23 protein-coding genes are annotated in these 22779 nt (G+C 68.2%); 10 read left to right on the top strand and 13 right to left on the bottom strand.

Annotation, left to right across the window (positions count from 1 at the left end; genetic code table 11):
• Positions 1–5 precede the first annotated feature (5 nt).
• A complete protein-coding gene (locus INQ48_33770; GenBank protein QRF62500.1) occupies positions 6–917 on the bottom strand; it encodes a hypothetical protein in 912 nt (303 codons plus the stop codon).
• Between the two features lie 167 nt (positions 918–1084).
• Between INQ48_33770 and INQ48_33765 the strand changes: the two genes are divergently transcribed.
• Positions 1085–1501 (top strand): hypothetical protein, encoded by a 417-nt coding sequence (locus tag INQ48_33765; protein ID QRF63064.1) that lies wholly within the window; start codon positions 1085–1087, stop codon positions 1499–1501.
• A 28-nt stretch (positions 1502–1529) separates the two neighbouring features.
• Here the strand turns inward: INQ48_33765 and INQ48_33760 are convergent, their stop codons facing one another.
• From INQ48_33760 to INQ48_33735, 6 genes are all read right to left on the bottom strand, one after another.
• On the bottom strand, positions 1530–2561 hold the full coding sequence (locus INQ48_33760; GenBank protein ID QRF62499.1) for an esterase: 1032 nt from the start codon (positions 2559–2561) through the stop codon (positions 1530–1532).
• Between the two features lie 74 nt (positions 2562–2635).
• Positions 2636–2929 (bottom strand): YciI family protein, encoded by a 294-nt coding sequence (locus tag INQ48_33755; protein ID QRF62498.1) that lies wholly within the window; start codon positions 2927–2929, stop codon positions 2636–2638.
• Positions 2930–2942: 13 nt separating this feature from the next.
• Positions 2943–3911: a tripartite tricarboxylate transporter substrate binding protein gene (locus INQ48_33750; protein ID QRF62497.1), complete on the bottom strand. Its 969-nt coding sequence runs from the start codon at positions 3909–3911 to the stop codon at positions 2943–2945.
• Positions 3912–3950: 39 nt separating this feature from the next.
• Positions 3951–4856 carry an SMP-30/gluconolactonase/LRE family protein gene (locus INQ48_33745; protein QRF62496.1) on the bottom strand — a complete coding sequence of 302 codons (906 nt, stop codon included), beginning with the start codon at positions 4854–4856 and terminating at the stop codon, positions 3951–3953.
• A gap of 174 nt (positions 4857–5030) precedes the next feature.
• On the bottom strand, positions 5031–5744 hold the full coding sequence (locus INQ48_33740) for a hypothetical protein (GenBank protein QRF62495.1): 714 nt from the start codon (positions 5742–5744) through the stop codon (positions 5031–5033).
• 70 nt (positions 5745–5814) lie between these two features.
• Positions 5815–7326 carry an MFS transporter gene (locus INQ48_33735; GenBank protein ID QRF62494.1) on the bottom strand — a complete coding sequence of 504 codons (1512 nt, stop codon included), beginning with the start codon at positions 7324–7326 and terminating at the stop codon, positions 5815–5817.
• A gap of 141 nt (positions 7327–7467) precedes the next feature.
• Between INQ48_33735 and INQ48_33730 the strand changes: the two genes are divergently transcribed.
• Together INQ48_33730 and INQ48_33725 are read left to right on the top strand one after the other, a co-directional pair.
• Entirely contained in the window at positions 7468–8385 is a 918-nt protein-coding gene (locus INQ48_33730) for a LysR family transcriptional regulator (GenBank protein ID QRF63063.1), read from the top strand.
• Between the two features lie 138 nt (positions 8386–8523).
• Entirely contained in the window at positions 8524–9264 is a 741-nt protein-coding gene (locus INQ48_33725) for an SDR family oxidoreductase (GenBank protein QRF62493.1), read from the top strand.
• Positions 9265–9320: 56 nt separating this feature from the next.
• Here the strand turns inward: INQ48_33725 and INQ48_33720 are convergent, their stop codons facing one another.
• Positions 9321–9860: a hypothetical protein gene (locus INQ48_33720; protein ID QRF63062.1), complete on the bottom strand. Its 540-nt coding sequence runs from the start codon at positions 9858–9860 to the stop codon at positions 9321–9323.
• A 374-nt stretch (positions 9861–10234) separates the two neighbouring features.
• Between INQ48_33720 and gdhA the strand changes: the two genes are divergently transcribed.
• Both gdhA and INQ48_33710 read left to right on the top strand, forming a co-directional pair.
• Entirely contained in the window at positions 10235–11578 is a 1344-nt protein-coding gene (gdhA, locus tag INQ48_33715) for an NADP-specific glutamate dehydrogenase (protein ID QRF62492.1), read from the top strand.
• Between the two features lie 67 nt (positions 11579–11645).
• Positions 11646–11933, top strand: coding sequence for a type II toxin-antitoxin system Phd/YefM family antitoxin (locus INQ48_33710; GenBank protein QRF62491.1), 288 nt, complete (start codon positions 11646–11648; stop codon positions 11931–11933).
• 52 nt (positions 11934–11985) lie between these two features.
• Here INQ48_33710 and INQ48_33705 read toward each other — a convergent pair whose 3' ends face one another.
• From INQ48_33705 to INQ48_33695, 3 genes are all read right to left on the bottom strand, one after another.
• Complete coding sequence (locus tag INQ48_33705; GenBank protein ID QRF62490.1) at positions 11986–12561, bottom strand: dihydrofolate reductase family protein; 576 nt, start codon at positions 12559–12561, stop codon at positions 11986–11988.
• Positions 12562–12797: 236 nt separating this feature from the next.
• Positions 12798–13760 (bottom strand): tripartite tricarboxylate transporter substrate binding protein, encoded by a 963-nt coding sequence (locus tag INQ48_33700; GenBank protein QRF62489.1) that lies wholly within the window; start codon positions 13758–13760, stop codon positions 12798–12800.
• A 27-nt stretch (positions 13761–13787) separates the two neighbouring features.
• Positions 13788–15863: a metallophosphoesterase gene (locus tag INQ48_33695; GenBank protein QRF62488.1), complete on the bottom strand. Its 2076-nt coding sequence runs from the start codon at positions 15861–15863 to the stop codon at positions 13788–13790.
• A gap of 100 nt (positions 15864–15963) precedes the next feature.
• On the opposite strand from INQ48_33695, the gene INQ48_33690 reads away from it, so the two are divergent.
• A complete protein-coding gene (locus INQ48_33690; protein ID QRF62487.1) occupies positions 15964–16803 on the top strand; it encodes an IclR family transcriptional regulator in 840 nt (279 codons plus the stop codon).
• Between the two features lie 93 nt (positions 16804–16896).
• Here INQ48_33690 and INQ48_33685 read toward each other — a convergent pair whose 3' ends face one another.
• Positions 16897–17805 carry a LysR family transcriptional regulator gene (locus tag INQ48_33685; protein QRF62486.1) on the bottom strand — a complete coding sequence of 303 codons (909 nt, stop codon included), beginning with the start codon at positions 17803–17805 and terminating at the stop codon, positions 16897–16899.
• 99 nt (positions 17806–17904) lie between these two features.
• On the opposite strand from INQ48_33685, the gene INQ48_33680 reads away from it, so the two are divergent.
• Both INQ48_33680 and INQ48_33675 read left to right on the top strand, forming a co-directional pair.
• Positions 17905–19071, top strand: coding sequence for a mandelate racemase/muconate lactonizing enzyme family protein (locus INQ48_33680; GenBank protein ID QRF62485.1), 1167 nt, complete (start codon positions 17905–17907; stop codon positions 19069–19071).
• A 117-nt stretch (positions 19072–19188) separates the two neighbouring features.
• Positions 19189–19521 (top strand): hypothetical protein, encoded by a 333-nt coding sequence (locus INQ48_33675; GenBank protein QRF62484.1) that lies wholly within the window; start codon positions 19189–19191, stop codon positions 19519–19521.
• 9 nt (positions 19522–19530) lie between these two features.
• Here INQ48_33675 and INQ48_33670 read toward each other — a convergent pair whose 3' ends face one another.
• Complete coding sequence (locus tag INQ48_33670; protein ID QRF62483.1) at positions 19531–20460, bottom strand: LysR family transcriptional regulator; 930 nt, start codon at positions 20458–20460, stop codon at positions 19531–19533.
• 99 nt (positions 20461–20559) lie between these two features.
• Between INQ48_33670 and INQ48_33665 the strand changes: the two genes are divergently transcribed.
• Together INQ48_33665 and INQ48_33660 are read left to right on the top strand one after the other, a co-directional pair.
• The gene (locus INQ48_33665) at positions 20560–21366 is read left to right on the top strand and encodes a TIM barrel protein (protein ID QRF62482.1); all 807 of its coding nucleotides are present in this window, start codon (positions 20560–20562) and stop codon (positions 21364–21366) included.
• A gap of 29 nt (positions 21367–21395) precedes the next feature.
• Complete coding sequence (locus INQ48_33660; protein ID QRF62481.1) at positions 21396–22739, top strand: Rieske 2Fe-2S domain-containing protein; 1344 nt, start codon at positions 21396–21398, stop codon at positions 22737–22739.
• Positions 22740–22779: the final 40 nt, after the last annotated feature.

Below are 22779 nucleotides of genomic sequence, written 5' to 3'. Positions count from 1 at the left end.
GACTCCTAGGTCTGCACGTACCCCACGCCCTTCGCGCTCGGCGCCGGCAGCGTCTCGCCCATCATCTCGCGCACGCTCGCATCGATGGTGTCCGACATCGCATCGAGCGCGAGGTCGTTGGGCTCCATGCCGAAGGGCTCCTCGATCTCCGCGCCGAGCGCCTCGAGCGCGAAGAAGGTGTAGGCGATGAAGGCCACCACCACCGGCGTCATCGCGCCGATCGCATCGACCAGCCCGAAGGGCAGCAGCACGCAATATAGGTAGATGGTGCGGTGGATGATGACCGCATAGGTGAACGGGATCGGCGTGCCCGCGATGCGCTCGCAGCCGCCCAGGGCCTCGGTGAGCCGGCCCAGCGGCAGCTCGATGGCCGGCGCGAGCTCGGGCGCGAGCCGGCCCTGCAGTCGCTGCGCCTGCAGCCATTCGCCGACCATCAGCAGCAGCACGGCGGGCTTGAAGCGCACGGACCGCAGCCGCGCGCGGTCTGCTTCCGGCAGCAGTCGCGCGAGGTCAGCCGCGGCATCGGTGCCGCGCAGTTGATGCCGCAGCGCATGCACGAAGGCGATGAGCCGCGCGACCGGCAGTTCGGTGCCTTCGCGCGAGGGCAGCAGCGTGATCAGCTGGCGCACCAGCGTGCGCGTTTCGTTGAGCAGCGTGCCCCAGAGCGTGCGCGCCTCCCAGTAGCGCGCATAGCTCGTGCCGTTGCGAAAGCCCAGGAAGATCGCGAGCGTGAGCCCGATCAGCGAGAAGGGCACGAAGTTCAGCGGCACCTTCCACTGGAACAGCCGGCCGTGCAGCACGGTCACGAGGATCGCGAAGCCGGTGGTCCACAACAGCTGCGGCACGATCGACGACAGCACCGAGCCATGCCAGACGAACAGCATGCGCAGCCAGTGGGGACGGGGGCGGACGATCATGGGGCGGCCATTATCGCCAGCGCCGCGGCCGGTGCGTCGTCGGCCTACAGGCGGCCCGCGCGGCGTTTGCAAGAATGCATCCGGCGATCTGTTCGTCGACCGATGAATGAACCAGGAGGAAGATTCGCATGCCCCACCGTCTCTCATGGCCGGTTTCCGGCCTCGCCCTGCTCGGCGCCCTCGTCGCCTTCCAGGCCCGCGCACAGAGCGATGCCCAGGTCTATGACAACGCGATCGAGCAGGCGGCGCGCGTGTGTCCCGGCCACTCCGCCGAGCACACCCGGCCCGGCATCCGCGCCGTGGGCGTCGGTGCCCTGCGCGTGCTCGCGCAGCGCCGCATCACCATGTGCCCCGATCGCCGCCTCGACGCCGCCACGCCGGTGGTCTGGTATGGCCGCGCGGGCGTCTTCGCGTGGAACCCCGAGGTCAAGGAGGCCGTGGCGCTGGTCGCGTCCAGGGTCGATGCGATGACGCGCAAGGACGAGTTCCCGGCCGACACGCTGGTATGGAAGGCCGACGGCAGCGAGGCCAGGGGCGTGACGGTGCCCATGTTCGAGCGCAGGGCGCGGCCCGCTGGCGGCTGAGGCACGCGGCCGAGGGCCGCGACCGCGCTCAGCGCATCAGACCGTTGCGCTTCATCCAGTCCTGAATCAGCGCCGCGATGTGGTCGGAATTGGTGTCCATCATCGTCATGTGGCTGTTGCCGCGGATGCCGATCTTCGGCAGCTCGATCCATTCGACCTTGCCGCCGCGCGCGTTGAGGTCGTCCGCGAAGGCCCGCGAGGCCGGCTGCTGGCGGATCCAGATCTCCTGCTTGTCGACGTTGTCGCCCCAGATGATGAGCATCGGGATGTTCTTGAGGCTGTCGAGCGCGGGGCCGGGTGGCGGCGCGCCCGCGGGCTCGATGGCGATCACGGCGCGCACCTTGTCCGGCGCGGCGAGCGCGGCCTGGAAGCCGAAGTTGCCGGCCTGGCTGTGCACCATGACCACCGCGGGTCCGACCTTCTGGATCTCGGCGTTGTAGGCCGCCAGCGTGGGGCCGTCGTTCACGGTCCAGCGCGGCACGAACTGCTTGGCGAACTGGTCGAGGTAGGCGCCGGGAAACTTGCCCTCGGGATAGGCGGTGCGCTTGGCGGGATCGAGGCTGTACGAGCCCTCGGGCCCCATGCGGAAGGTCTCCCAGGCTTCCTTCTTGGTGCGGAAGAAGGGCGGGCCCTTGAAGATCTCGGGATAGCGCGCCCACGAGGCGCGGCCGCGCTCGACCGCGTCCGACACGTACACCGGATGGCCCTGGCGGAAGAAGTACTGCATCCAGCCGGGCTGCCCGTCGGGCTTGGTGTCCCAGGTCACGCCGGTGAGGCCGCCGCCGTGCCACATCAGCAGCGGGTACTTCGCGCGCGTGGGTTCGGGCACGAGGTACTGCACGTACATCTGCTCGACCTCGAAGTCGCCGTTGGGATCGACGCGCGTGGGCTTCGCGCCCTGCGTGAACACGCTCTCGGTGACGGGGTAGCCGTCGAGCGTGACCTGCCGGCCGCCGACGTGGAAGCTGCCGAACTCCTTGAGCACTTGCGCCTGTGCCGGCAGCGCCGCCGCGATGCACACGGCCGCGGCGGTGGCCGCGACTTTCCCGATTCGCTTCATGGTGTCTCCGTTGTCTGTGTCGGAAAAACGGGCGCGGTGAACGCCCGGTGCCGGTCACGCCGAGGCGGGACCGTTCACTTCGTGCGGCGGCGGTCGAAGAAGGCCTGCCGCCAGGGCATGACGCGCACCGAGGCGAACAGGCCGCCTTGCGCGAAGGGGTCGTCGCCGATGAAGCGTTCCGCGTCCGCGCGGTCGTCGGCGTCCACGATGATCAGCGCGCCGATCGCGCGGCCGTGCTCGTCGAGCACCGCGCCGCCGGCCAGCATGCGTTGCTGCCGCTCGCTCAGGTAGTCGAGGTGCGCCGGCTTGAGCGTTTCGCGCAGCGCCTGTGCGTCGGGCTGGTCGAGCGCGAGGATGACGTAGGGCATGCGGCGCTCCGGTTCAGCTCGGCGTGATGCCGGCCTTGGCGATGATCTCGCCCCAGGTCTTCATCTCGCGCGCGATGAAGGCCTGGAACTCCGCCGGCGTGCTGCCCACCGGCTCGGCGCCGTTCACCGTCAGAGCCTCGCGCGTGGCGCGCGTCTGCAGGGCCTTGCGCACCTCGGTGCTCAGGCGCTCCACGATGGCCGCGTCGGTGCCCGCGGGCGCGAGCACGCCGGTCCAGGCACTGACGTCGAAGGGCTTGCCCGTGGCCTCGGCGACGGTGCGCACCTCGGGCAGCGAGGGCGAGCGCCGCGCGGTCGATGCGGCCAGCGCGCGCAGCTTGCCCGACTTCACGAGCGGCGCGGCCGCGACCACGTTCGCGAACATCAGGTCGACGTGGCCGCCCATCAGGTCGGCCAGCGCGGGGCCGGTGCCCTTGTAGGGCACGTGCGTCATCGTCACGCCCGACTGCAGCGCCAGCAGTTCCATCGACAGGTGGTCGGCCGTGCCGCTGCCGGTGGAGGCGAAGGACAGGCGCTTCGAGCGCGCCGCCGCGAGCGCGTCGTCGAAGGACTGGATCGACGAGGTGGACGAGGCCACCATGATGAACGGCGACTGCACCGCGAGGCCGATCGGCGCGAAGGCCTTCGCGGTGTCGAAGGGCATGCTCTTCATCATCCACGGGTTGGTGGCATGCGGCACGCTCGCGACCAGCAGCGTGTAGCCATCGGGCGTCGCCTTGGCCACCAGCTCCGAGCCGATCAAGGTGCTGGCACCGGGCTTGTTGTCGATGAAGAAGGACTGGCCCATCGACTCCGACAGCCCCATCGCGATCGCGCGCGCCACCACGTCGGTGCCGCCACCCGCGGTGAAGGGCACGACCACGCGCACATGACGGCTCGGATAGGGCGCCGCGGCGCGTGCCGGCGGCAGGGCGGCAGCAGCGCAGGCGCCGGCCAGGGTGGCGATGAATTCGCGGCGGATCATGGGTGTCTCCAGGGGTGTTCTAGTGCGCGTGCCCCGGGGCTACGCGTTGAAATGCAGCCGCAGGCCCGGCGCGGGCCAGGGCAGCGAGGCGAGCTGTCCCGTGCCCGACAGCGTGACGTAGGCGGTCTGCATGTCGGGCCCGGCGAAGCAGAGGTTGGTGACGTAGCTGTCGGGGAAGACCACCTGCCGCAGCAGCGTGCCGTCGGGCGCGATGACCGAGACCGCGCCGGTGATCAGCGTGGCGACGCAGATGTTGCCGCCGGCCTCGAGCGCGAGGCTGTCGAAGCGCTGGAAGCCCGGCAGTCCGCAGACGATGCGCCCGCCATGCGGCGAGGGAAAGGGATGCTTGCGCACCACGCCGGGCTCGACGATGTCGAAGGCCCACAGCCGCGCCGTCTCGGTCTCGGCCACGTAGAGCACGCGCGCATCGGGCGAGAGGCCGATGCCGTTCGGCGACAGCAGCGGATAGGCCACCTCGACGATGCGCGAGCCGTCGGGCAGCGCGTAGTAGACGCCGCCGGAGTCGCGCAGCCGCGCATGCTTCTTGCCGAAGTCGGTGAAGTAGAAGCCGCCGTGCGCATCGAAGACGAGGTCGTTGGGCGACGACAGCCGATGGCCGTCGCGATGCGTGTAGAGCAGCGTGTGCGCGCCCGTGCGCAGGTCGAAGCGGCGGATGCTGCCGCCTTCGTAGTCGGCCGCGGGCCCGGTCGAGGTGAAGCGGCCCGGCACATAGGCGCTGCCGCCGTTGTCGCAGACGTAGAGCGCGCCGTCGGGTCCGATCGCCGCGCCGTTCGGACCGCCGCCGCAGTCGGCAACGATGTGGCGCTCGCCATCGGGCGAGATCCGCACGACGAGGCCCGCGCGCATCTCGACCAGCAGCACCGAGCCGTCGCCCAGCGCCACCGGCCCTTCAGGAAATTGCAGACCCTCGGCCAGAATTCTCATGCGTTCCTTCGTGCCGCCTTCGATGCCATGCGGCTCGAAAAGGGCTTGTCTCTCAATGATTCGAGCGCTGAAGATACGTGAGGGGCTGTGGCGGCTCAATCACAATTAACTCATGCGAGAAATGATCAAAAGTCATTGCTCGCGGACGCGAGCCGGGGCGATCGGACGGCGCGTTCAGACGGCGCGGATCCAGCGACCCGACGCGGGGTCCGGCGTCGCCGCTTCGCCGTTCACCAGCACCTGCTCTTGCGTCAGCCGCGATGCGGTCGAGGGATCGACGTCGAAGCGGATCCCCATCGCGCGGACCAGCGCCTCGTCCTCGATCGGCAGCTCCCAGGTCAGGAACACCTGCAGGGTGTCGCGCTCCGCGCCGAAGTCCGCGGCATCGAATCCCTCGCCATCGCGCCGTATGACCGCGTGCGGCTGGCAGGTGTCGAACAGCATGACCGTGCCGCGCGCGAGCGGAATGCGCACGCCGGCCGAGGGGAAGTGCACGTCGAGGCCGAGGTCCTCGCCGAGGAAGAGGTTGCAGAACAGCGCGCCACCGTATTGCGCGCCGTCGTGGTGATAGCGCGCGCCGCGGCAGGCCATCAGTGCCACGTCGGCGTCGCCTGGCAGGCCGGGCAGTCCTCGTGATCGGGCCCAGTCGGCCACCGCCTGCACGCAGCGGCCGTAGTCGGGCCAGCGCGTTCTCGCGCGCGCCAGCGACAGCGGCTCGACATCGCCGGGCTCGAGCATCAGCTGCGTGCTCGCGTCGCGCCGCCAGTCGGCGAGCAGGCGTGCCGGCGGCTCGGGAATCTCCAGCCTCGACGCGAGCACGACATCGCTCACGCTGCGGCTGCGCAAGGCATCGCCGTGCCAGAAGCAGGAGGTCAGGCGCTCAGGCATGGCGAGGTGGGAAGGGGACGGGAACCATCGGCCGGCAGTGTAGGGCGCGATGGATTGCGGGGCCGTCCCTTCAAGTTCGCTCGGCGCGCCACCACGCCAGCACGGCGCCGAGCAGCACCCCCACGGCCAGCACTGCGGGCACGGACGCGATCGCACTGCGAAAGGCCTCGGCCGCCGCCGCGCCGCCCGAGGCCAGCGCGCCGAACTGCCCGGCCGCCACGGCGTTGAGCATCTCGCGCGTCACGGGCTCGCCGATGGCGGCCGCGAGCCGCGGCGCCAGCGCCTGCACCAGCACCAGCACCGCGCCCGGCACGATGGCGCCGAGCGCATCGCCGAGCAGCCGCAGCACGTTGAAGGTGGCCGAGCCGGTGCCGGCCAGCGCGTTCGGCAGGCTGGCCATCGCGAGATAGTCGAGCAGGCCGTAGAGGCAGCCGGCGCCGCTGCCGCACAGGGCCAGCGCCAGCCATTCGAGCGCGGCGGGACGCGAGAGATCGGCCCACGCCAGATACAACAGGCCCAGGCCGGCCGCCATCGCGAGGCAGCCACCGACCAGCACGGACCGCGTGCCGATGCGCACGGCCAGGCGCGAGGCGAGGGCCGGCATCACCATCGCGGGCATCAGCAGCGCGAGCAGGGTGCGGCCCGCATGGTCCGCGTCGTGGCCGCGCGCGGCCTGCTGGTGCAGCGGCACGTAGATGAACATCGCGACCCACACCGTGGTGAACAGCAACGTAAGCAGGCAAGCGAACACGAAGCCGCGGTTGCGCAGCAGGGCGCGGGGCAGCAGCGGTGCCGGGTGCCGGCGTTGCGAGCGCGCGAACAGCGACCCCGCGACGAGGGCGATCGCCAGACAGGCGAGCACGGCGCTCGCGCCCCACCCACGCTCGGCACCGAGGATGCCGAAGGCCATCGCGGCCGCGATGGTCGTGAAGCCCAGCACCGCGCCCCCGAGATCGAAGCGCGTGTGCACCACCCGGCCCGCATGGCCGCGGAAATTCCACAGCGCGAGCACAAGCGCGGCCAACACCAGCGGCAGATGGATCGCGAGCGCCGCGCGCCAGCCGCCCTGCGTGGCCGCGGCGCCCGACAGCAATGCGCCCAGCGTGAGGCCAACACCGCCGCAGCTGCCGAGCCAGCCGAAGGCGCGCTTGCGTTCGGCCTCGCCATGGAACACGGCCGTGAGCGCGGCCGGACCGCTGGCCGCGAGCAGCGCACCGCCGGCGCCCTGCAGGAAGCGCGCGGCCAGCAGCCATTCGGTGCGCGTGGCCAGCACGGCCATCAGCGTGAAGGCGCTGAAGATCGCGCCGCCCGCGATGAAGCTGCGGCGCTGGCCGATGCGGTCGGCGAGCGCGCCGGCCGGCAGCAGGAAGGCGGCGAAGCTCAGCACGAAGAGGTTGAGCACCCATTGCAGCGCGCCGAAGCCGATGCCGAAGGCCGCGCCGATCGGCACCAGCGCCACGCCCGCGGCGGTGATCGACATCGCGATCGCGGCCATCGAGAGGCAGGCCGCGGCCAGGGTGGCGCCGCGCGTGGCGGCATCGGCCGGGGCCGGTGTCGGAGTGGTGAGAATGGAGGTCGGCATCGGCGGGCGCATCGTCAAACCGCGCAGGCTACGCATTCGCGGCGGCGGCCGCGATACCGGCGCTGGCACGCCGCGTTGCAGCCGTGGAACGCCGCTCTGCGCCACGCTCGAGGCAAACGCAAGAAAGGCATCGACAGCATGGTGGAAGACCTCAACGACCTGCTCCTGTTCGCCCGCGTGGTCGAGGCGGGCGGCTTCTCGGCGGCCGAGCGCGAGACCGGCACGCCCAAGTCGCGCCTGAGCCGGCGCGTGGGCGCGCTCGAGAAGCGGCTCGGCGTGCGGCTGATCCAGCGTTCGGCGCACCGCTTCCAGGTCACCGACGTGGGCGAGCGCGTCTACCGCCACGCGCGCAGCATGGCCGACGAGGCGCAGGCGGTGCGCGCCACCGTCGACGAGACGCTGGGCGAGCCCGCGGGGCCGGTGCGCATCAGCGCCTCGCCGGTGTCGGGCGAGCTGCTGCTCGGCGGCTGGCTCGGCGAGTTCAGCCTGCGGCATCCGAAGGTGCGCATCACGCTCGACCTGTCGAACCGCTTCGTCGACCTGCTGGGCGAGCGCATCGACCTCGCGATCCGCTATGCGAGCCAGCCGCTGGCCTCGGCCGACATCGTCGCGCGGCCGATCGGCCTGGGGCGCATGGAACTGGTGGGCGCGCCCTCGCTGCTGGCGGCGCATGGCGAGCCCACCGAGCCGGCCGACCTGCATCGCTTTCCGGCGCTGGGCCAGGGCGGCGGCCCCGACAGCGTGCGGCCCTGGGCGCTGGTCGATGCCGACGGCCGGACGCTGCTGCACCATCCGCAGCCGCTTCTGATCAGCGACAACTACCAGGCCCTGCGCGAGGCCGCGCTGCGCGGCGCGGGCCTGGTGCAGCTGCCGATCGAGGCCTGCCGCGATGCGCTGGCCGACGGCCGGCTGCGCCGCGTGCTGCCGGCCTGGCCCTCGCTGGCCACGCAGGCCTACGTGCTGTACCCGAGCCGCAAGGGCATGAGTTCCGCGGTGCGCGCGGTGCTGGCCTTGCTCGAGACGAAGTACCGCGAACTCGAGCCGCCCGGCGCGGGTTGACGAGAGCGCGCGCCGCGGCCGATGGCGTTGCAGCGGCGGCAACGCCCCGTTGCGCCCGCACGGCTCGTGCGACGCGCCGCGCGGCCCTACCTTCGAAGCTTCCTTGTCATCCCTCTTCGCGGAGAAAGAAGCTTCCTCATGAACACACAGAACCAGAAGATCGCCGTCGTCTCCGGCGGCTCGCGCGGCATCGGCGCCGCCGTGGCGCGCCGCCTCGCGCGCGACGGCATCACCGTCGCGCTGCTGCACCGGAGCAATGCCGCCGCGGCCGAGGCCGTGGTGCGCGGCATCGTGGCCGAGGGCGGCCGCGCTTCCGCGTTCCAGGCCGACGTCACCGACGAGGCCGCGGCGAACGCCGCCGTGGCCGCCATCGCCGAGGCCTACGGCCACATCGACATCCTCGTGCATGCGGCCGGCACCTTCGTCGCGGCGCCGGTGGGCGAGCTCACGCGCGCCATGTTCGTCGAGCAGATGGACACCCATGCGTGGAGCACCATCGTGCTGACGCAGGCCGTGCTGCCGCACATCCCGAAGGCGGGCGGCGCCATCGTCAACGTGTCGACCGACCTGGTCCACATCCCCGGCGGCGGCACCGCGCTGTATTCCGCGGCCAAGGGCGCGGTCGAGGTGCTGACCAAGGGCTTCGCGATGGAGCTCGGCGCGCGCAATATCCGCGTCAACGCGGTGGCGCCCGCCATCACGCGCACCGACATGACCTCGGGCATCCCCGCCGATCACCTGCGCGAGGAGACCGCGCTCACGCCGCTGGGCCGGCTGGCCGAGCCCGAGGACATCGCCGACGTGGTGGCGTTCCTCGCGTCGAACGATGCGCGCTGGGTGACGGGGCGCACGGTGCTGACGGACGGCGGGCGGATCTAGGTCAGCCCGGGGAGGTTGCGAGCGTCAGCGCCGATACCGCGCGCTACCTGCGCCGGTCAAAGCAATTCGCCGTTGACGCTGTGCGCTTCGATCACCCACCCGCTGTCCGTGGCGAGCGGAGAGGCCGCGCCTTGCGCTTGCACCTGATCGCCGGGCTTCAGCTGCAGGCGCTCCATTCCTTGCGGACGGAGGTGAACGAAATCGCCGCTGTCCAGAACAACGCCGTTGGCGGCGCCATGCCTGGCGAAGTTCAGGCGCACGACCTTGCCGCGCACCTGCGTCGGTCGTGCCGCCGCTTCGGTCGCGCGACCGTCGACGGCCGCCAGTCGCTCGAAGTGGTAGACCACGTGTTCGCCGTCGCCCTTCGGCGATGGTTTGGATTCGCGGCCTTCGACGACCAGCGCCTGGTCGCGACGAAGGCCCAGCAACAGGGCGACGCTGGCGCAGTCGTGGGGATCGACCACGAACTGCGTGACGATGCCTTCGGTGTCGATCAAAAGTCCTTCGATGCCACCTTTGGGGCTGTAGATCAGATGCTGGAAGCGGCCCTCCACGGACCAGATGTCGTCGTGCTCGGCGGAATGATGATGTGGCATTTGGAGGTTCTCGGAAGCTTTGCGGTGGTGGGAAGTTGCGGCATGCGCTGCCGCCTTTTCGTCAGTAGCGCGCAACATGCCAGCACCGGAATCCTTTGAAATCAACGACTTGCGATCGCCGCCGCGGCGACGTCCGGATGATTCGGGGACAGCGGGCGTCTGCTTCCCGGACACCTCGTCGTTCAAGGCTGTGGATTGGTCACCGCGTGACGCCACCGGACACATCCGCTGACGGCGAACTCGTTTTCAATCCAAATCGGTGCAGATTCGAACCTTATCCCTACAAGTTTCATTACTTTGGTGCATAACCTTGTGCCATTCGTGCATCAAAATGCACTATTTTGGTCATAACGCACCTTTTTGGAGATAGAGGAATGAAGCACGCCAGCGCCCAAGACTTCCTGGCCCATGTGGCTCAGCGCAATCCCGGGCAGCCCGAATACCTGCAGGCCGTGACGGAGGTCATCCAGAGCCTGTGGCCCTTCATCGCACAGCATCCGCGCTACCAGGCGCAGGCGCTGCTGGAACGGCTGGTGGAGCCCGAGCGCGTGATCATCTTCCGTGTCTGCTGGACCGACGACCACGGCGACGTGCAGGTCAACCGCGGCTATCGCATCCAGCACAGTCTGGCCATCGGCCCGTACAAGGGCGGCCTGCGTTTCCATCCGTCGGTGAACCTGTCGATCCTGAAGTTCCTGGCCTTCGAGCAGACCTTCAAGAACGCGCTGACCACGCTGCCGATGGGCGGCGGCAAGGGCGGCTCCGACTTCGACCCCAAGGGCCGCAGCCAGGGCGAGGTCATGCGCTTCTGCCAGGCCTTCGCCACCGAGCTGTTCCGCCACGTGGGCGCCTACACCGACGTGCCCGCGGGCGACATCGGCGTGGGCGGCCGCGAGGTGGGCTACCTCACCGGCATGGTCAAGAAGCTCACCAACCGCGCCGACTGCGTGTTCACCGGCAAGGGCCTCTCGTTCGGCGGCTCGCTGATCCGGCCCGAGGCCACGGGCTACGGCAACGTCTATTTCGCGCAGGAGATGCTGCAGACGCGCGGGCGCAGCTTCGAGGGCCTGCGCGTGTCGGTCTCGGGCGCGGGCAACGTTGCCCAGTACACGATCGAGAAGGCCATGGCGCTCGGGGCCAGGGTGGTCACGGTGTCCGACTCCAGCGGCACGGTGGTCGACGAGTCGGGCTTCACCGCGGAGAAGCTCGCGGTGCTGATGGACGTGAAGAACCACCACTACGGCCGCGTGAGCGACTACGCCGAGCGCGTCGGCGCGAAGTTCGTCGCCGATGCCACGCCGTGGCACGTGCCGGTGGATGTGGCGCTGCCCAGTGCGACCCAGAACGAGCTCGACGTCGAGGATGCGAAGACGCTGGTGAAGAACGGCGTGGTCTGCGTGGCCGAGGGCGCGAACATGCCGTCGACCATCGAGGCGGTCAAGGTGTTCGAGGCGGCCGACGTGCTGTATGCGCCGGGCAAGGCCAGCAATGCCGGCGGCGTCGCCACCTCGGGCCTGGAGATGAGCCAGAACGCCGCGCGCCTGTCATGGCCGCGCGAGGAGGTCGACGCGCGCCTGCTGCAGATCATGCGCAGCATCCACGAGGCCTGCCTGGCTCATGGGCGCCGCGAGGATGGCCGCGTGAGCTATGTCGACGGGGCGAACGTGGCGGGCTTCGTCAAGGTGGCGGATGCGATGCTGGCGCAGGGCGTGGTTTGAGTGGAAGGGTCGAGGGACTTCATCCAGTTCAGAATCGATCCTTCATGTTCACGGAAGGACCACTCCGATGAAGTTCTCGACCCGAGTCAAACCCATCAGCTATCTCAAGGACCACGCGACGGATATCGTCAAGGAGATCTCGGACAGCCGCGAAGCGCTGCTGATCACTCAAGACGGGGAAGCGAAGCTCGTGGTGATGGATGTCCGCAGCCATGAGGAACGCGAAAAGACGATCGCGTTGCTGAAGCTCCTGGCATTGGGACATCGCGAGATCGAGCAAGGGCGGTTTCGCGATGCCGACGAAGTGTTCGCTGATCTGGCTGGAGACAACCAAGGACAAGGCCTCCTTTCGTGAGCCCTCGAAGTTTGGCCGTGCTTGTCGATCGGAACGCCGCGCCGTTGGACTATCAAGTCTTCAAAGCACCGGCGAACCTGTAGCTGCCGAGCACCAGCCCCGACGGCGTCGTCTTGTTGCTCACCAGATCGAAGGCGCGAGCCGGCAAACCCTGCGCGAAAAGGCGCTTGCCGGTGCCCAGCAGCACCGGATAGACGATCAGCATCATCTCGTCGACCAGCCCGTGCTCGAGCAGCGCCGATGTCAGCGTCGAGCTGCCCCAGAGCACGAGGTCCGGGCCGGCGCTCGACTTGAGGCGGCCGACGCTCTCGGCGATGTCCGGCCCGAGGCCTTCGAACGGGCCCCAGGCTAGGCTGTCGGGGCGGTGCGTCACGACGTACTTGGTCGCTGCATTCAGGCCGTCCGCCATCGGCCCGCCCGGTGCCTTGGGCCAGTAGTCCGACCACAAGTCGTAGGTGCGGCGGCCCAGCAGCAGGTCGAAGCGTTCGCCGTGCGCGGCGAGGACTTCGTCGCGGCCTTCGGGCGTGCGGTAGGGCGCGGTCCAGTCGCCATGCGGGAAGCCGTCCTCGCCGGAGGACTGGATCACGCCGTCGAGCGATACGTGCTCCATGATCTTGAGCTTTCTCATGCGGGTCTCCGTTCTGTGTGTTGGAGGTTCGGATCTGCCGTGTCGTCTTGGATTCGCGCGTGTTGTGGATGGTAGGTCACTCCGGCGGGCTGGTACCGATGCCTCCCGTGGCGCCGCGAGCGCGCATCGTTGGGGGCTGTACCTGCGAGACGAAAACAGGGGAAGTCGTCCTCACCATGGCGAGTGCGAGGGAGCTCGGCGGCCGAATCGATCCGGTATCGACGCCGTCGCATCCGTCACTGCGAGGCAGTGACGCCGGTGTCCTTGACGATCTGCTCGTACTTCTTCATCTCGGTGTCGATGAATGAACGAAACGCGCCGCCCTGCATGGGTGTCGGGGTCAGCCCCTGGTCTTCGAGGCCTTTCACCATGGCCGGGTCCGCCAATTCCTGCATCACATCCGCTGCGATGGAGTTCGCGAGCGCGGAGGGCATCGCCTTCGGGCCGAACACGCCGAACCAGTTGGTGAGCTGAAGATTCGGCATGCCCAGTTCGGTGGTGGTCGGTACATCCGGCAGCAGCTTCTCTCTTGCCGGCCCCGCGACCGCCAAGGGCTTGAGCCTGCCTGCACGGATTTGCTGCAGCAACGGTGGCGTCGTCGCCCAGAACAGATCGATCTGCCCGCCGATCAGGTCGGCGACGGCAAGCCCCGTTCCTCGATAGGGCACGTGAGTAAGCTGCATGCCGGTCTGGCGTGCAAGCAGTTCGCCGGCGATGTGCTGTTGGCCACCGGTCCCCGGCGATCCGTACGAGATCGACTGGCCGCTCCCCTTGCGCGCAATCAGTTCCTTCATGCTGCCGATCGGCGATTTGGGGCCGGCGGCGAGCACGAGGGGAGCCGAGGCGATCAGCGCGATGGGCGTAAGGTCCGTGATGGGGTCGTAGCGCATGTTCTTGAACACGAGCTTGTTCATTGAGACCTCGGGCGTGTAGCCCAGCAGCAAGGTGTAGCCATCGGGCTTCGCGCGCGAGACGGCCTCCGCGCCGATCATGCCGCTCGCACCGGTCCTGTTTTCCACCACCACCTGCTGACCCCATCTGGCGCTCAGCCGGGCGCCCAGCAGCCGCGCGATGATGTCTGTCGAACCCCCTGGCGCGTAGGCCACAACCAACTTGACAGGGTTGTCGGGGAATGCAGCCGTGGAAGCCGCAGAAAGCGTTGCGACGAACACGCCGCAGACAAGAGACTTGATGGACATGGCAGCGCTCCGGGCAGGATGGACGAACTAGGACAGGCGGATCAGGAGGACTTGCGTTCCCTTCGGCAGGTCGCGGTCCGATAGGCGGGCGCGCAACGCGGCGACGGGTTCCTGGCCGGTAAAGGTGGTGCCTTCGACCAGGTCGTATGCCACCTTCGGCGCATGGGCATCGAGGTACTCTGCCGCGGCCCGCGCGTCTTCGCACAGCAGGACGTAGCGGTCAGGGCCGGCGCTGAACTGCAGCGAGCCCGGGCGGGCTGTTGCCGCATCCGTCAGCGCGAAGGATTCGAAATCCGAGAACAATGCCGCGAGCATCGCGAAGGCCTGCGCGGCAGGGCGCGGATTGAAGCGCCTGTCGATGAACGCGTGGCGCGGAAAGTAGCCTCGGTCCACGTCCATGAAGGTGTCAAAGACATAGCGGATGGACGGCGAAAGCTTCGAGAGAATCATCGATTGCGCTACCTTTGCCACATTGCCACGGTCGTCGGTGCGCGCGATCGCCAAGCTCGTTCCAGACAGCTTGAGCGATACCAGCACCTGACATCGCGTGCGCTCGACGAACCGGTTCAAGGCACGGACGTTCGCGGCAAGATCCTGCTCGGCCTCGAGCCGCACGGTGATGCCGTCGAACTCTCCGGCCAAGCGACCCGCTGCCAGCCGCTCGGCATGCGCATCGAGTTCGTCGAGCGAAAAGCCGGCGTGGACGAAATGACTGAAGTGCTTGCCGTCGTAGTGCGAGCCGTCGTAGGTCAGGATCTTGGACAGATAGAGCTTTCGTCCGGTGGCCTCGCGAAATGCGCGCCACTCGTCCTTGCGGCGCGAGAAGTTGTCGAGCGTGATGTTGACTTCGAATGCGTCGACGCCGCAGCCTTCGACGTCGGCTTCGGCCAGTGCATCAGTTTTCGGGAGCTTCAACGTGGAAACGATGTAGCGGTGGCCCAGCTTCGCCATGAGCCGCATGCGTTCCCGCGATTCCGGCTCCGCCAGGTCGAGATCCGGCACCTTTGCCAGGCGTGCGCCCATCTCCCAAAGCGCGAGCAGGGGATAGTCATTGCGCGCCCATTTGCGGCCGAACTCCTGCACCCCGCCGGTGGCCGTGATCTGCATCGACTCGGCCCATGGATGTCGCAGCTCGACGCCCACGCCATCGAAGGTCGAAGTCTTTGGATGTGCCAGGTAGCGCATGGGCATCCGTGCGGCGGGTGCGCCGAGGGCCGACTGCCGGCCCATGGTGCGGACCGAGTAAGCCACGTGGCCCGTCTCGAAGACATCGACGACAAAGTAGCCGAACTTTTCCACATCGCCCCGGCCGAACTCGTAACCCGGCGACACCTTGTAGAACTCGGTGAAATCGTGCCGCAGGAATGCGGTCGAGGGCAGCATGTAGAACTCGGCGTTACCGGTCCTGTCGTACCAGAAGTTGTGGACGTGCCCGGCGAACACGCCTTCGACATGCGGCCGCTTCATCTGCGCCAACAGCCAGCTCCGGGCCGGTTCGTCCACGTTGTCGTAGTTGCCGCGCTCGTCCTCCTTGTAGATGAACGGGGGGTAGTGCATGAACAGGAACACCCGCTTGTCGTCCGCACCATCCATCTGCGCCTCGAACCACTGCTTCTGCGCCTGCTCCTGAGGCAGGCCCGAATTGAGCAACAGCGAGTTCAAGAAGACGAAGCGAAGGTTCTCGCGGTCGAAGGCGTGGTAGTCGGCTCCGAAGGCGCCACGGTAGATGTCGAGGTAGTCGCCGCACACCTGGTCAGCGGGCATCCAGTCGACGCGCTTGTCGCCAACGTCGTGATTGCCCGGTACCAGATGCAAGGGCACCTTGAGGGGGGAGGCGATGGCCTTGAATTGCGCGACCGCATCGCCGAACGTCGGCAGCGAGGGCACGGGATGGACGATGTCGCCCAAGTGAACGACGAAGGCCGGTGCCGGCGACATGGCAGCGATGTCCTGAAACACGTGGCGCGCGCGCTCGTTGGCCAGCTGATTCGTGTGATACGGAGAGCTGGAAGCGTCGTCGCGTTCGTTCACATGGGTATCCGCAACGACGGCGAAGGAGAACAGCAGCGAGCCGTGGTCCTTGAGCGCTGGCCGTGTGATCATTTTTCCTGCCTTTCGTTTTAGTTCCACATAGTTGAACGATATGTGTTTTAAGACCATTTAATGGAACGAAATTATGAAAACGTGTCGATAAAATGTCAACATGGCATCTCAACAACCCGCCAAGCGGGATCTCCCTGGTCCGGAATTCCTCGGCGACGAAGCGTTGGCCAACCATCCGCAGTTCGCGTCTACGCTGGCTTCGGGGTTGGCGGTGCTTGGCTGCTTTGCGGGTGGGGCGCTGACCCTCGGCAACAAGGACATCGCTGACAAGTTGGGACTGACGCGCCCCACCGTCTCGCGGCTCGCCTTCACGCTCATGGGGTTGGGGTATCTGCGAAAGGACTCGCAGACAGGCAAGTACTCGCTCGGGCCTGCGGTGCTGTCGCTGGGCTATCCGCTGCTGTCGCAGTTGATGATCCGGCGGGTGGCCGCGCCCGAGATGCTGGAGCTCGCGCGCTATGTGCGGGGTCCTGTGTCTGTGGGGACACGGGATCGACTACAGGTCGTCTACGTCGAAACGGTTCAAGGGTTGGACACCAACTCGACCCGTCCCGATATCGGCTCCACGCGTCCGATCTTGCGCACGGCGATGGGCAGGGCGCTGCTCTTCGCGCTTGATCCGCAAGAACGCGCCTTGGTACTGAAGCGGCTCGAGGAATCGCAGCCTGAAGACTGGACTGCGTTCTCGCAAGCAGCGGCGCAGGCCCAGGAGCAAATCGCCGCGCGAGACTTCTGCGTGGTGTCGGGCGACTGGCAACCCACGCTCGCTGCGGTGGGAGTCCCGATGCGCATGCCCGTCAATGGAATGGCACTGGCCTTCAACCTGACCGTGCCGTCCTACTCCACGGATATCGATCAGCTCGAAAGGAGCTTGGGCCCCCGCCTGGTGGATCTGGTCCGCAGCGTCGAGTCCAAGCTCGGATCGCTCGAGGCGCGGTAGCCCGCTTGTCCGGTTGCGAGCCGTCAGAAACGCTACGAAATCCGAAGAGGAATTCCCGGAGCCATGCTCCCATGGCGATGGGTCCGGTGAATGTCAGGGTCGAGCGTGGCGATGCGCCGCCTTCCAGAACGCCTCGACCGCCTTGCCCATCAGCTCGCGCCCGCGGTACAGCCGCACCTGCAGCGGCACGACCCATTCCTCGCCACCGGCCGGCACCAGCGTGCCCGCCGCGATGTCCTCGTCGACCAAGGTCCTCGGCAGCCACGCAATCCCCCGCCCATCGAGCGCCATGGTCCGCAGCACCGAGGCCAGGTGCGCGGTGAACACCACCTTCGGTGCCAGCGCATCGAGCCGGCGGCCCAGCACGGCCTGCGCGATGCGCCCCAGCCCCGATTCCTGGCTGTAGGCGAGCAACGGCACGGGCGTGGCGGGGCTCTTGCCCAGCACGTGCCGCGCGCGGCCCTTGGCACCAGGCGCGCTGACCGGCACCAGCGCATCGGCACCGACCTGCGTCGACAGCGCTCCCGAGTGATCGAGCGAGTTCGCGGCCTCGGGATGCGCATGGCTCAGCACGAACTGCACCTTGCCCTGCGACAGCAGCAGCTCGCAGCGCGGCAGCAGGTCCGACATGAGCTGCACCGGGCCCAGCGCCACGTGCGACTCGAGGGTGCGCAGCCAGCGCGGCAGGACGGTGAACGAGAGCGCATGCGTGGCGGCGAGCCGCAGGGTCGTGGCATCGGCTTCGTTGACGGCGCGCGCATCGGCCGGAATGCGGTCGACGCGCGCACGCAGCTCGCGCGCGACCGTGCCGAACCATTCGCCCGCGGGCGTGAGCGTGGCCGGCTGGCCGCTGCGGTCGAACAGCTCGGTGCCCAGCCATTCCTCGAGCGCGCGCACGCGGCGGCTGAAGGCCGGCTGGGTCAGGTGGCGCTCCTCGGCCGCGCGCGAGAAGTTGCCCGTTTCGGCCAGCACCAGGAAGTCGTCGAGCCAGAGGAAATTCATGGCGGTGCTTTCAAGGCATCGAAGTCTAGAAAAAGGGCATTGGCCGAATCGGCGCCGCGCGGCCACCATCGGGTCTTCCTCAGCTCCTGGAGACCTCCCGTGAAGATCGTCGAGATCCGCGAACAGACCCTTCCGATCAGTTCGCCCATCCGCAATGCGTACATCGACTTTAGCAAGATGACCCTGAGCCTCGTGGCGGTGATCACCGACGTGATCCGCGACGGCAAGCCGGTGGTCGGCTACGGCTTCAATTCGAACGGCCGCTACGGCCAGGGCACGCTGATGCGCGAGCGCTTCATTCCGCGCATCCTCGAAGCCGAGCCCGACACGCTGCTCGACGCGAGCGGCCGCAACCTCGATCCGCACAAGGTGTGGGACACGATGTTCAAGAACGAGAAGCCCGGCGGCCACGGCGAGCGTTCGGTGGCCATCGGCACCATCGACATGGCGGTGTGGGACGCGGTGGCGAAGATCGAGGGCAAGCCCCTGTTCCAGCTGCTGGCCGAGCGCTACGGCAACGGCACGCCGAACCCGAAGGTCTTCGTCTACGCGGCCGGCGGCTACTACTACCCGGGCCAGGACCACGGCAAGCTCAAGGACGAGATGCGCAGCTACATCGACCGCGGCTACACGGTGGTCAAGAAGAAGATCGGCGGCGACTCGCTCGACGAGGACCTGCGTCGCATCGACTCGATCTTGAGCGTGCTGCAGGACGGTCAGAAGCTCTGCGTGGATGCGAACGGCCGCTTCGACCTCGACACGGCGATCGCCTATGCCAAGGCGCTGTCGCAGTACGACCTCTTCTGGTATGAGGAAGCCGGCGACCCGCTCGACTTCGAGCTGCAGGCCACGCTGCGCAACTACTACGCCAACCCGATGGCCACGGGCGAGAACCTGTTCTCGATGCAGGACGCGCGCAACCTGATCCGTCATGGCGGCATGCGGCCCGACCGCGACTGGCTGCAGTTCGACTGCGCGCTCAGCTACGGCCTGGTCGAGTACCTGCGCACGCTCGACATGCTCGAGCAGCACGGCTGGTCGGCGAGCCGCTGCATCCCGCATGGCGGCCACCAGATGTCGCTCAACATCGCGGCTGGGCTGGGGCTCGGCGGCAACGAGTCCTACCCCGACCTGTTCCAGCCCTTCGGCGGCTTTCCCGATGGCGTGAAGGTGGAGAACGGCCACGTCACGCTGCCGCCGCTGCCGGGCATCGGCTTCGAGGGCAAGGCCGACCTGTACGCGCGGATGCGGGCGCTGTCGGATTGAGTGTCGGACCGAGGGGGCGATCGAGCGCGCGGCCCGTGCGTCCGCTATATTCCGCCGGCCCCATCGCGGCCGGCGGCGGCGCAAGCCGTTGCGCCCGCAACCCCTCAGGAGATCGAAGTGCATCCAAAGTTTTGCGGCCTCGTGGCCATCGTCGTGGCGTTGTCGGGCTGCAGCCTGTGGCCGAAGTCCGGTTCGTCCAAGGATGCGCCGAAGGCCGCGGCACCGAGCGAGACCTACCACTCGGACCGGCCCAAGTCCTTCACCAACACCGCGGGCGTGTCGGTGCCCGAAAACCTGATGCTGCTGTGCCAGTACCGCGTGGGCAAGACGCTGGCCGAACAGGACGAGAAGAACCGGCAGTCGACCACGCCGCAGCGGCTCGAGTACGGAACGGGCGCGAGCGCGCCTCTGAAAGCTTGTTTGTCGGCCTACGGTTATTTGGAGCGCTGAGCGCGGGTCTCATCCCGCGCCGGGGCGCAGTTCGGCCGGTGTATCCGACAGCTCGCCGACCAGGAAGTCCCTGAAGCTTTCGGCCGCCGGCGACAGTGCGCGGGCACGCGCGCAGAACAGCGACAGGTGGCGGTCCACCGTCGGTGAAGTCAGCGGCCGCGACACCAGGCCGAAGGATTCGAGCATCGGCAGCACGCGGCTGGGCTGGGCCGTGATGCCGAAGCCGCCGCGCACCATGCCGAGCGCGGTGGTGATGAACGACACCTCGTGCGCCGGATGCAGCGCCAGCGCATCCGAGTGCTTGAACAGATCGGCCTGCAGCCGGTTCGTGAAGTCGGGCGTGAGGCTCACGAACGGATGCTGCAGCGCTTGCGCCCAGCTCACGCGGGTGCGCGCGGCCAGCGGATGGTCGCCCGGGCACACCAGCCGGATGCGATCGCGCATCAGGCTCTGCTGCAGCAGTTCGGGCGGCGTCGGGCGCTGCGGCGCAATGCCCAAGTCGGCCTCGCCACTCACGACTCGCGCGGTGGCCTGCTGGTTCAGCGAATCGAGCACGTAGACCGCGATCGCCGGATACCGTCGGCGGTAGCGATGAATCATCTCGGGCAGCGTCGTCGCCGCATAGAGCGGCGTGCAGGCGATTCGCACCGTGCCGCGCTTCTTCTGCTCGAGGTCCTGCGTGCTCTCGAGCGCGCGCGAGAGATCGTCGAGCACCTGCCGCGCGAGCGGATAGAACTCGCTGCCCGCCAGCGCGAGGGCGGTCGACCGCGTCGTGCGGTCGAACAGTCGCACCCCCACGTTGCGTTCGAGATCGCGGATCAAGAGGCTCAGCGCCGAGGGCGTGAGATGGAGCCGGCGCGCCGCCGCGGCAAAGCTGCCGGCATCGGCGATGGCGACGAAGGCGCGCAACTGGCGCAGGGACACGTTTCCGATATTCATAAGACAAGCTCAACAGGGCCTAAAAAAGTCTAGCTTGTCTTAGCAATAGCCGCTACCTACGATGCCCTTCATCCGAGACAAACACGAAGCAATTCCACGATGCTGCGATTCGATCCCAACCTGCGGTGGCTGTTCACCGAATACCCGATGCTCGAGCGTTACGAGGCGGCCGCCCGGGCCGGCTTCCGCGGCGTCGAGGTGGCTTTCCCCTACGAGTACCCGGCGCGCGAGATCGCGGCGCGGCTCGAGGCCAACGGGCTTGCGCTGGTGCAGATCCTCTCGCCCTTCGACTGGGACGCCGGCGAACGTGGCTACGCGGCGCTGCCGGGACTCGAGGCGCGCTTCCGGCAGAGCATCCACACCGCGATCGACTATGCGGCGCAGGTGGGCGGTCCGATGATCCACGTGATGCCCGGCAACATCGGGCCGGACATGGACCGCGCCCGCTGCATGGAGCTGTTCCAGGAGAACATCGCCTGGGCCGCCGACCAGGCCCGCGCCAGCGGGCTCACGCTGATCCTCGAGCCCTGCTGCCGCGCGCGCTTTCCCGACTTCCTCTATCACCGCATCGAGGAGGGCGTGGCGGTGGTCGAGGCGCTGGGTCGCGGCAACGTGAAGCTGTGCTTCGACACCTTCCACATCCAGACGGAGCAAGGTGCCATCGCCGAACGCCTGAAGGCCGCATGGCCTCACATCGGGCACATCCAGGTCGGCAGCGTGCCGGGCCGCAACGAACCGGGCACCGGCGAGATCCGTTTTCCCTACCTGTTCGAACTGATCGAGCAGATGGGTTGGGAGGGATGGATCGGCTGCGAGTACGCGCCTTCGGGCCACACGCTCGACACGTTGCAATGGGCCGCCGATCACGGCATCCGCGATCCGCGCACGCCAGCGGCCGCGCACTGAACAACACCACCCACGAGGAGACGACCGCGATGCTCAGCGCCGCCGACAACGACATGCTCACCCGCACCGGGGCCCAGACACCGATGGGCCAGTTCTTCCGCCGCTTCTGGCAGCCCGTGGCGCTGTCCCGCGAACTGCCGGAGCGCGACGGCGCGCCGATGCGCGTGAACATCATGGGCGAGAGGCTGGTGGCCTTCCGCAACAGCGAGGGCGTGGTAGGACTGGTCGACGCGCGCTGCCCGCACCGCGGCGCGGACCTGTACTTCGGGCGCAACGAGAACTGCGCGATCCGCTGCGTGTTCCATGGCTGGCAGTTCGACCTGCGGGGGCGCCCGGTGGAGCTGCCCAACGTGCCGCCCGGCGCGAGCTACCACCAGACGCTGCGGCTCAAGGCCTATCCGACGCGCGAGCACGGCGGTGTGGTCTGGGCCTACATGGGACCCGATCCCTGGGAGCGCGAATTGCCCGACGTGCCACAGCTCGAGTTCGCGGCCTTGCCGGAGTCGCACCGCTACGTCACCAAGAAGCTGCAGGAATGCAATTGGGCGCAATCGATCGAGGGCGCGCTCGACACCTCGCACTTCTCGTTCCTGCACATGCCGGCACCGGGCGTGCCCTCGAACGCGAACCCCGATGCGCCGGCCGACGAGAAGCGCCTGCGCTGGATCCGCGAGGACCCGCTGCCGCTGTTCTCGATCCTCGAGCACGAGGTCGGCTTCGTCGTGGGCGGCGCGCGGCGCGCCGACGATGGCGTGCGCTACTGGCGCAGCGCGCAGTTCGCGCTGCCCTCGCACAGCACCACCCCCTCCACGCTGCCCGGCGAGACCCACTTCGGCTACACCTGGGTGCCGATCGACGACGAGAACTGCTGGATCTACACCTATGCGTGGAACCCGGATCGCCCGCTCGGCGAGGAGGAGGTCGCGAAGTTGAAGGAGGGCCACGGCGTGATCGCGGAGGTGGATGCGGACTTCATCCCGATCCGCAACCGCTCCAACGAATACCTGATCGATCGCGTCCACCAGAAGCACATCAGCTTCACCGGCGTGCGCGGCGTGGCCGAGCAGGACGCGATGATCCAGGACAGCCAGGGCCGCATCGCGGATCGCACGCAGGAACATCTGTCGGCCTCCGATGCCGCCGTGGTGCGCTTTCGCCGCACCGTGCTTACGGGCGCGAAGGCACTGGCGCGCGGCATCGAACCTGAGGCGCCGCTGCGGCACGAGGCCTACCGTCTGCGCTCGGGAAGCTGGTTCGCGTCCGAGGGCGTGTCCTTCGAGCAGGTGATGCTCGAGCGCTTCGGCGACACCGTCGGCCGCATCGCGGCGGCGCCGGGCGCGCCGAGCGCCGAGGAGGCCGCCAGCGCTCGCTAGCTTTTTCCGCTTCCCCGTTCCCGACAAGAAATCCTGGAGA

It is taken from the genome of Variovorax paradoxus, assembly GCA_016806145.1.
Taxonomy (GTDB): Bacteria; Pseudomonadota; Gammaproteobacteria; order Burkholderiales; family Burkholderiaceae_C; genus Variovorax.
Note: the sequence above shows the minus strand (reverse complement) of the source record. Positions and strands in the feature narration are given on the sequence as shown.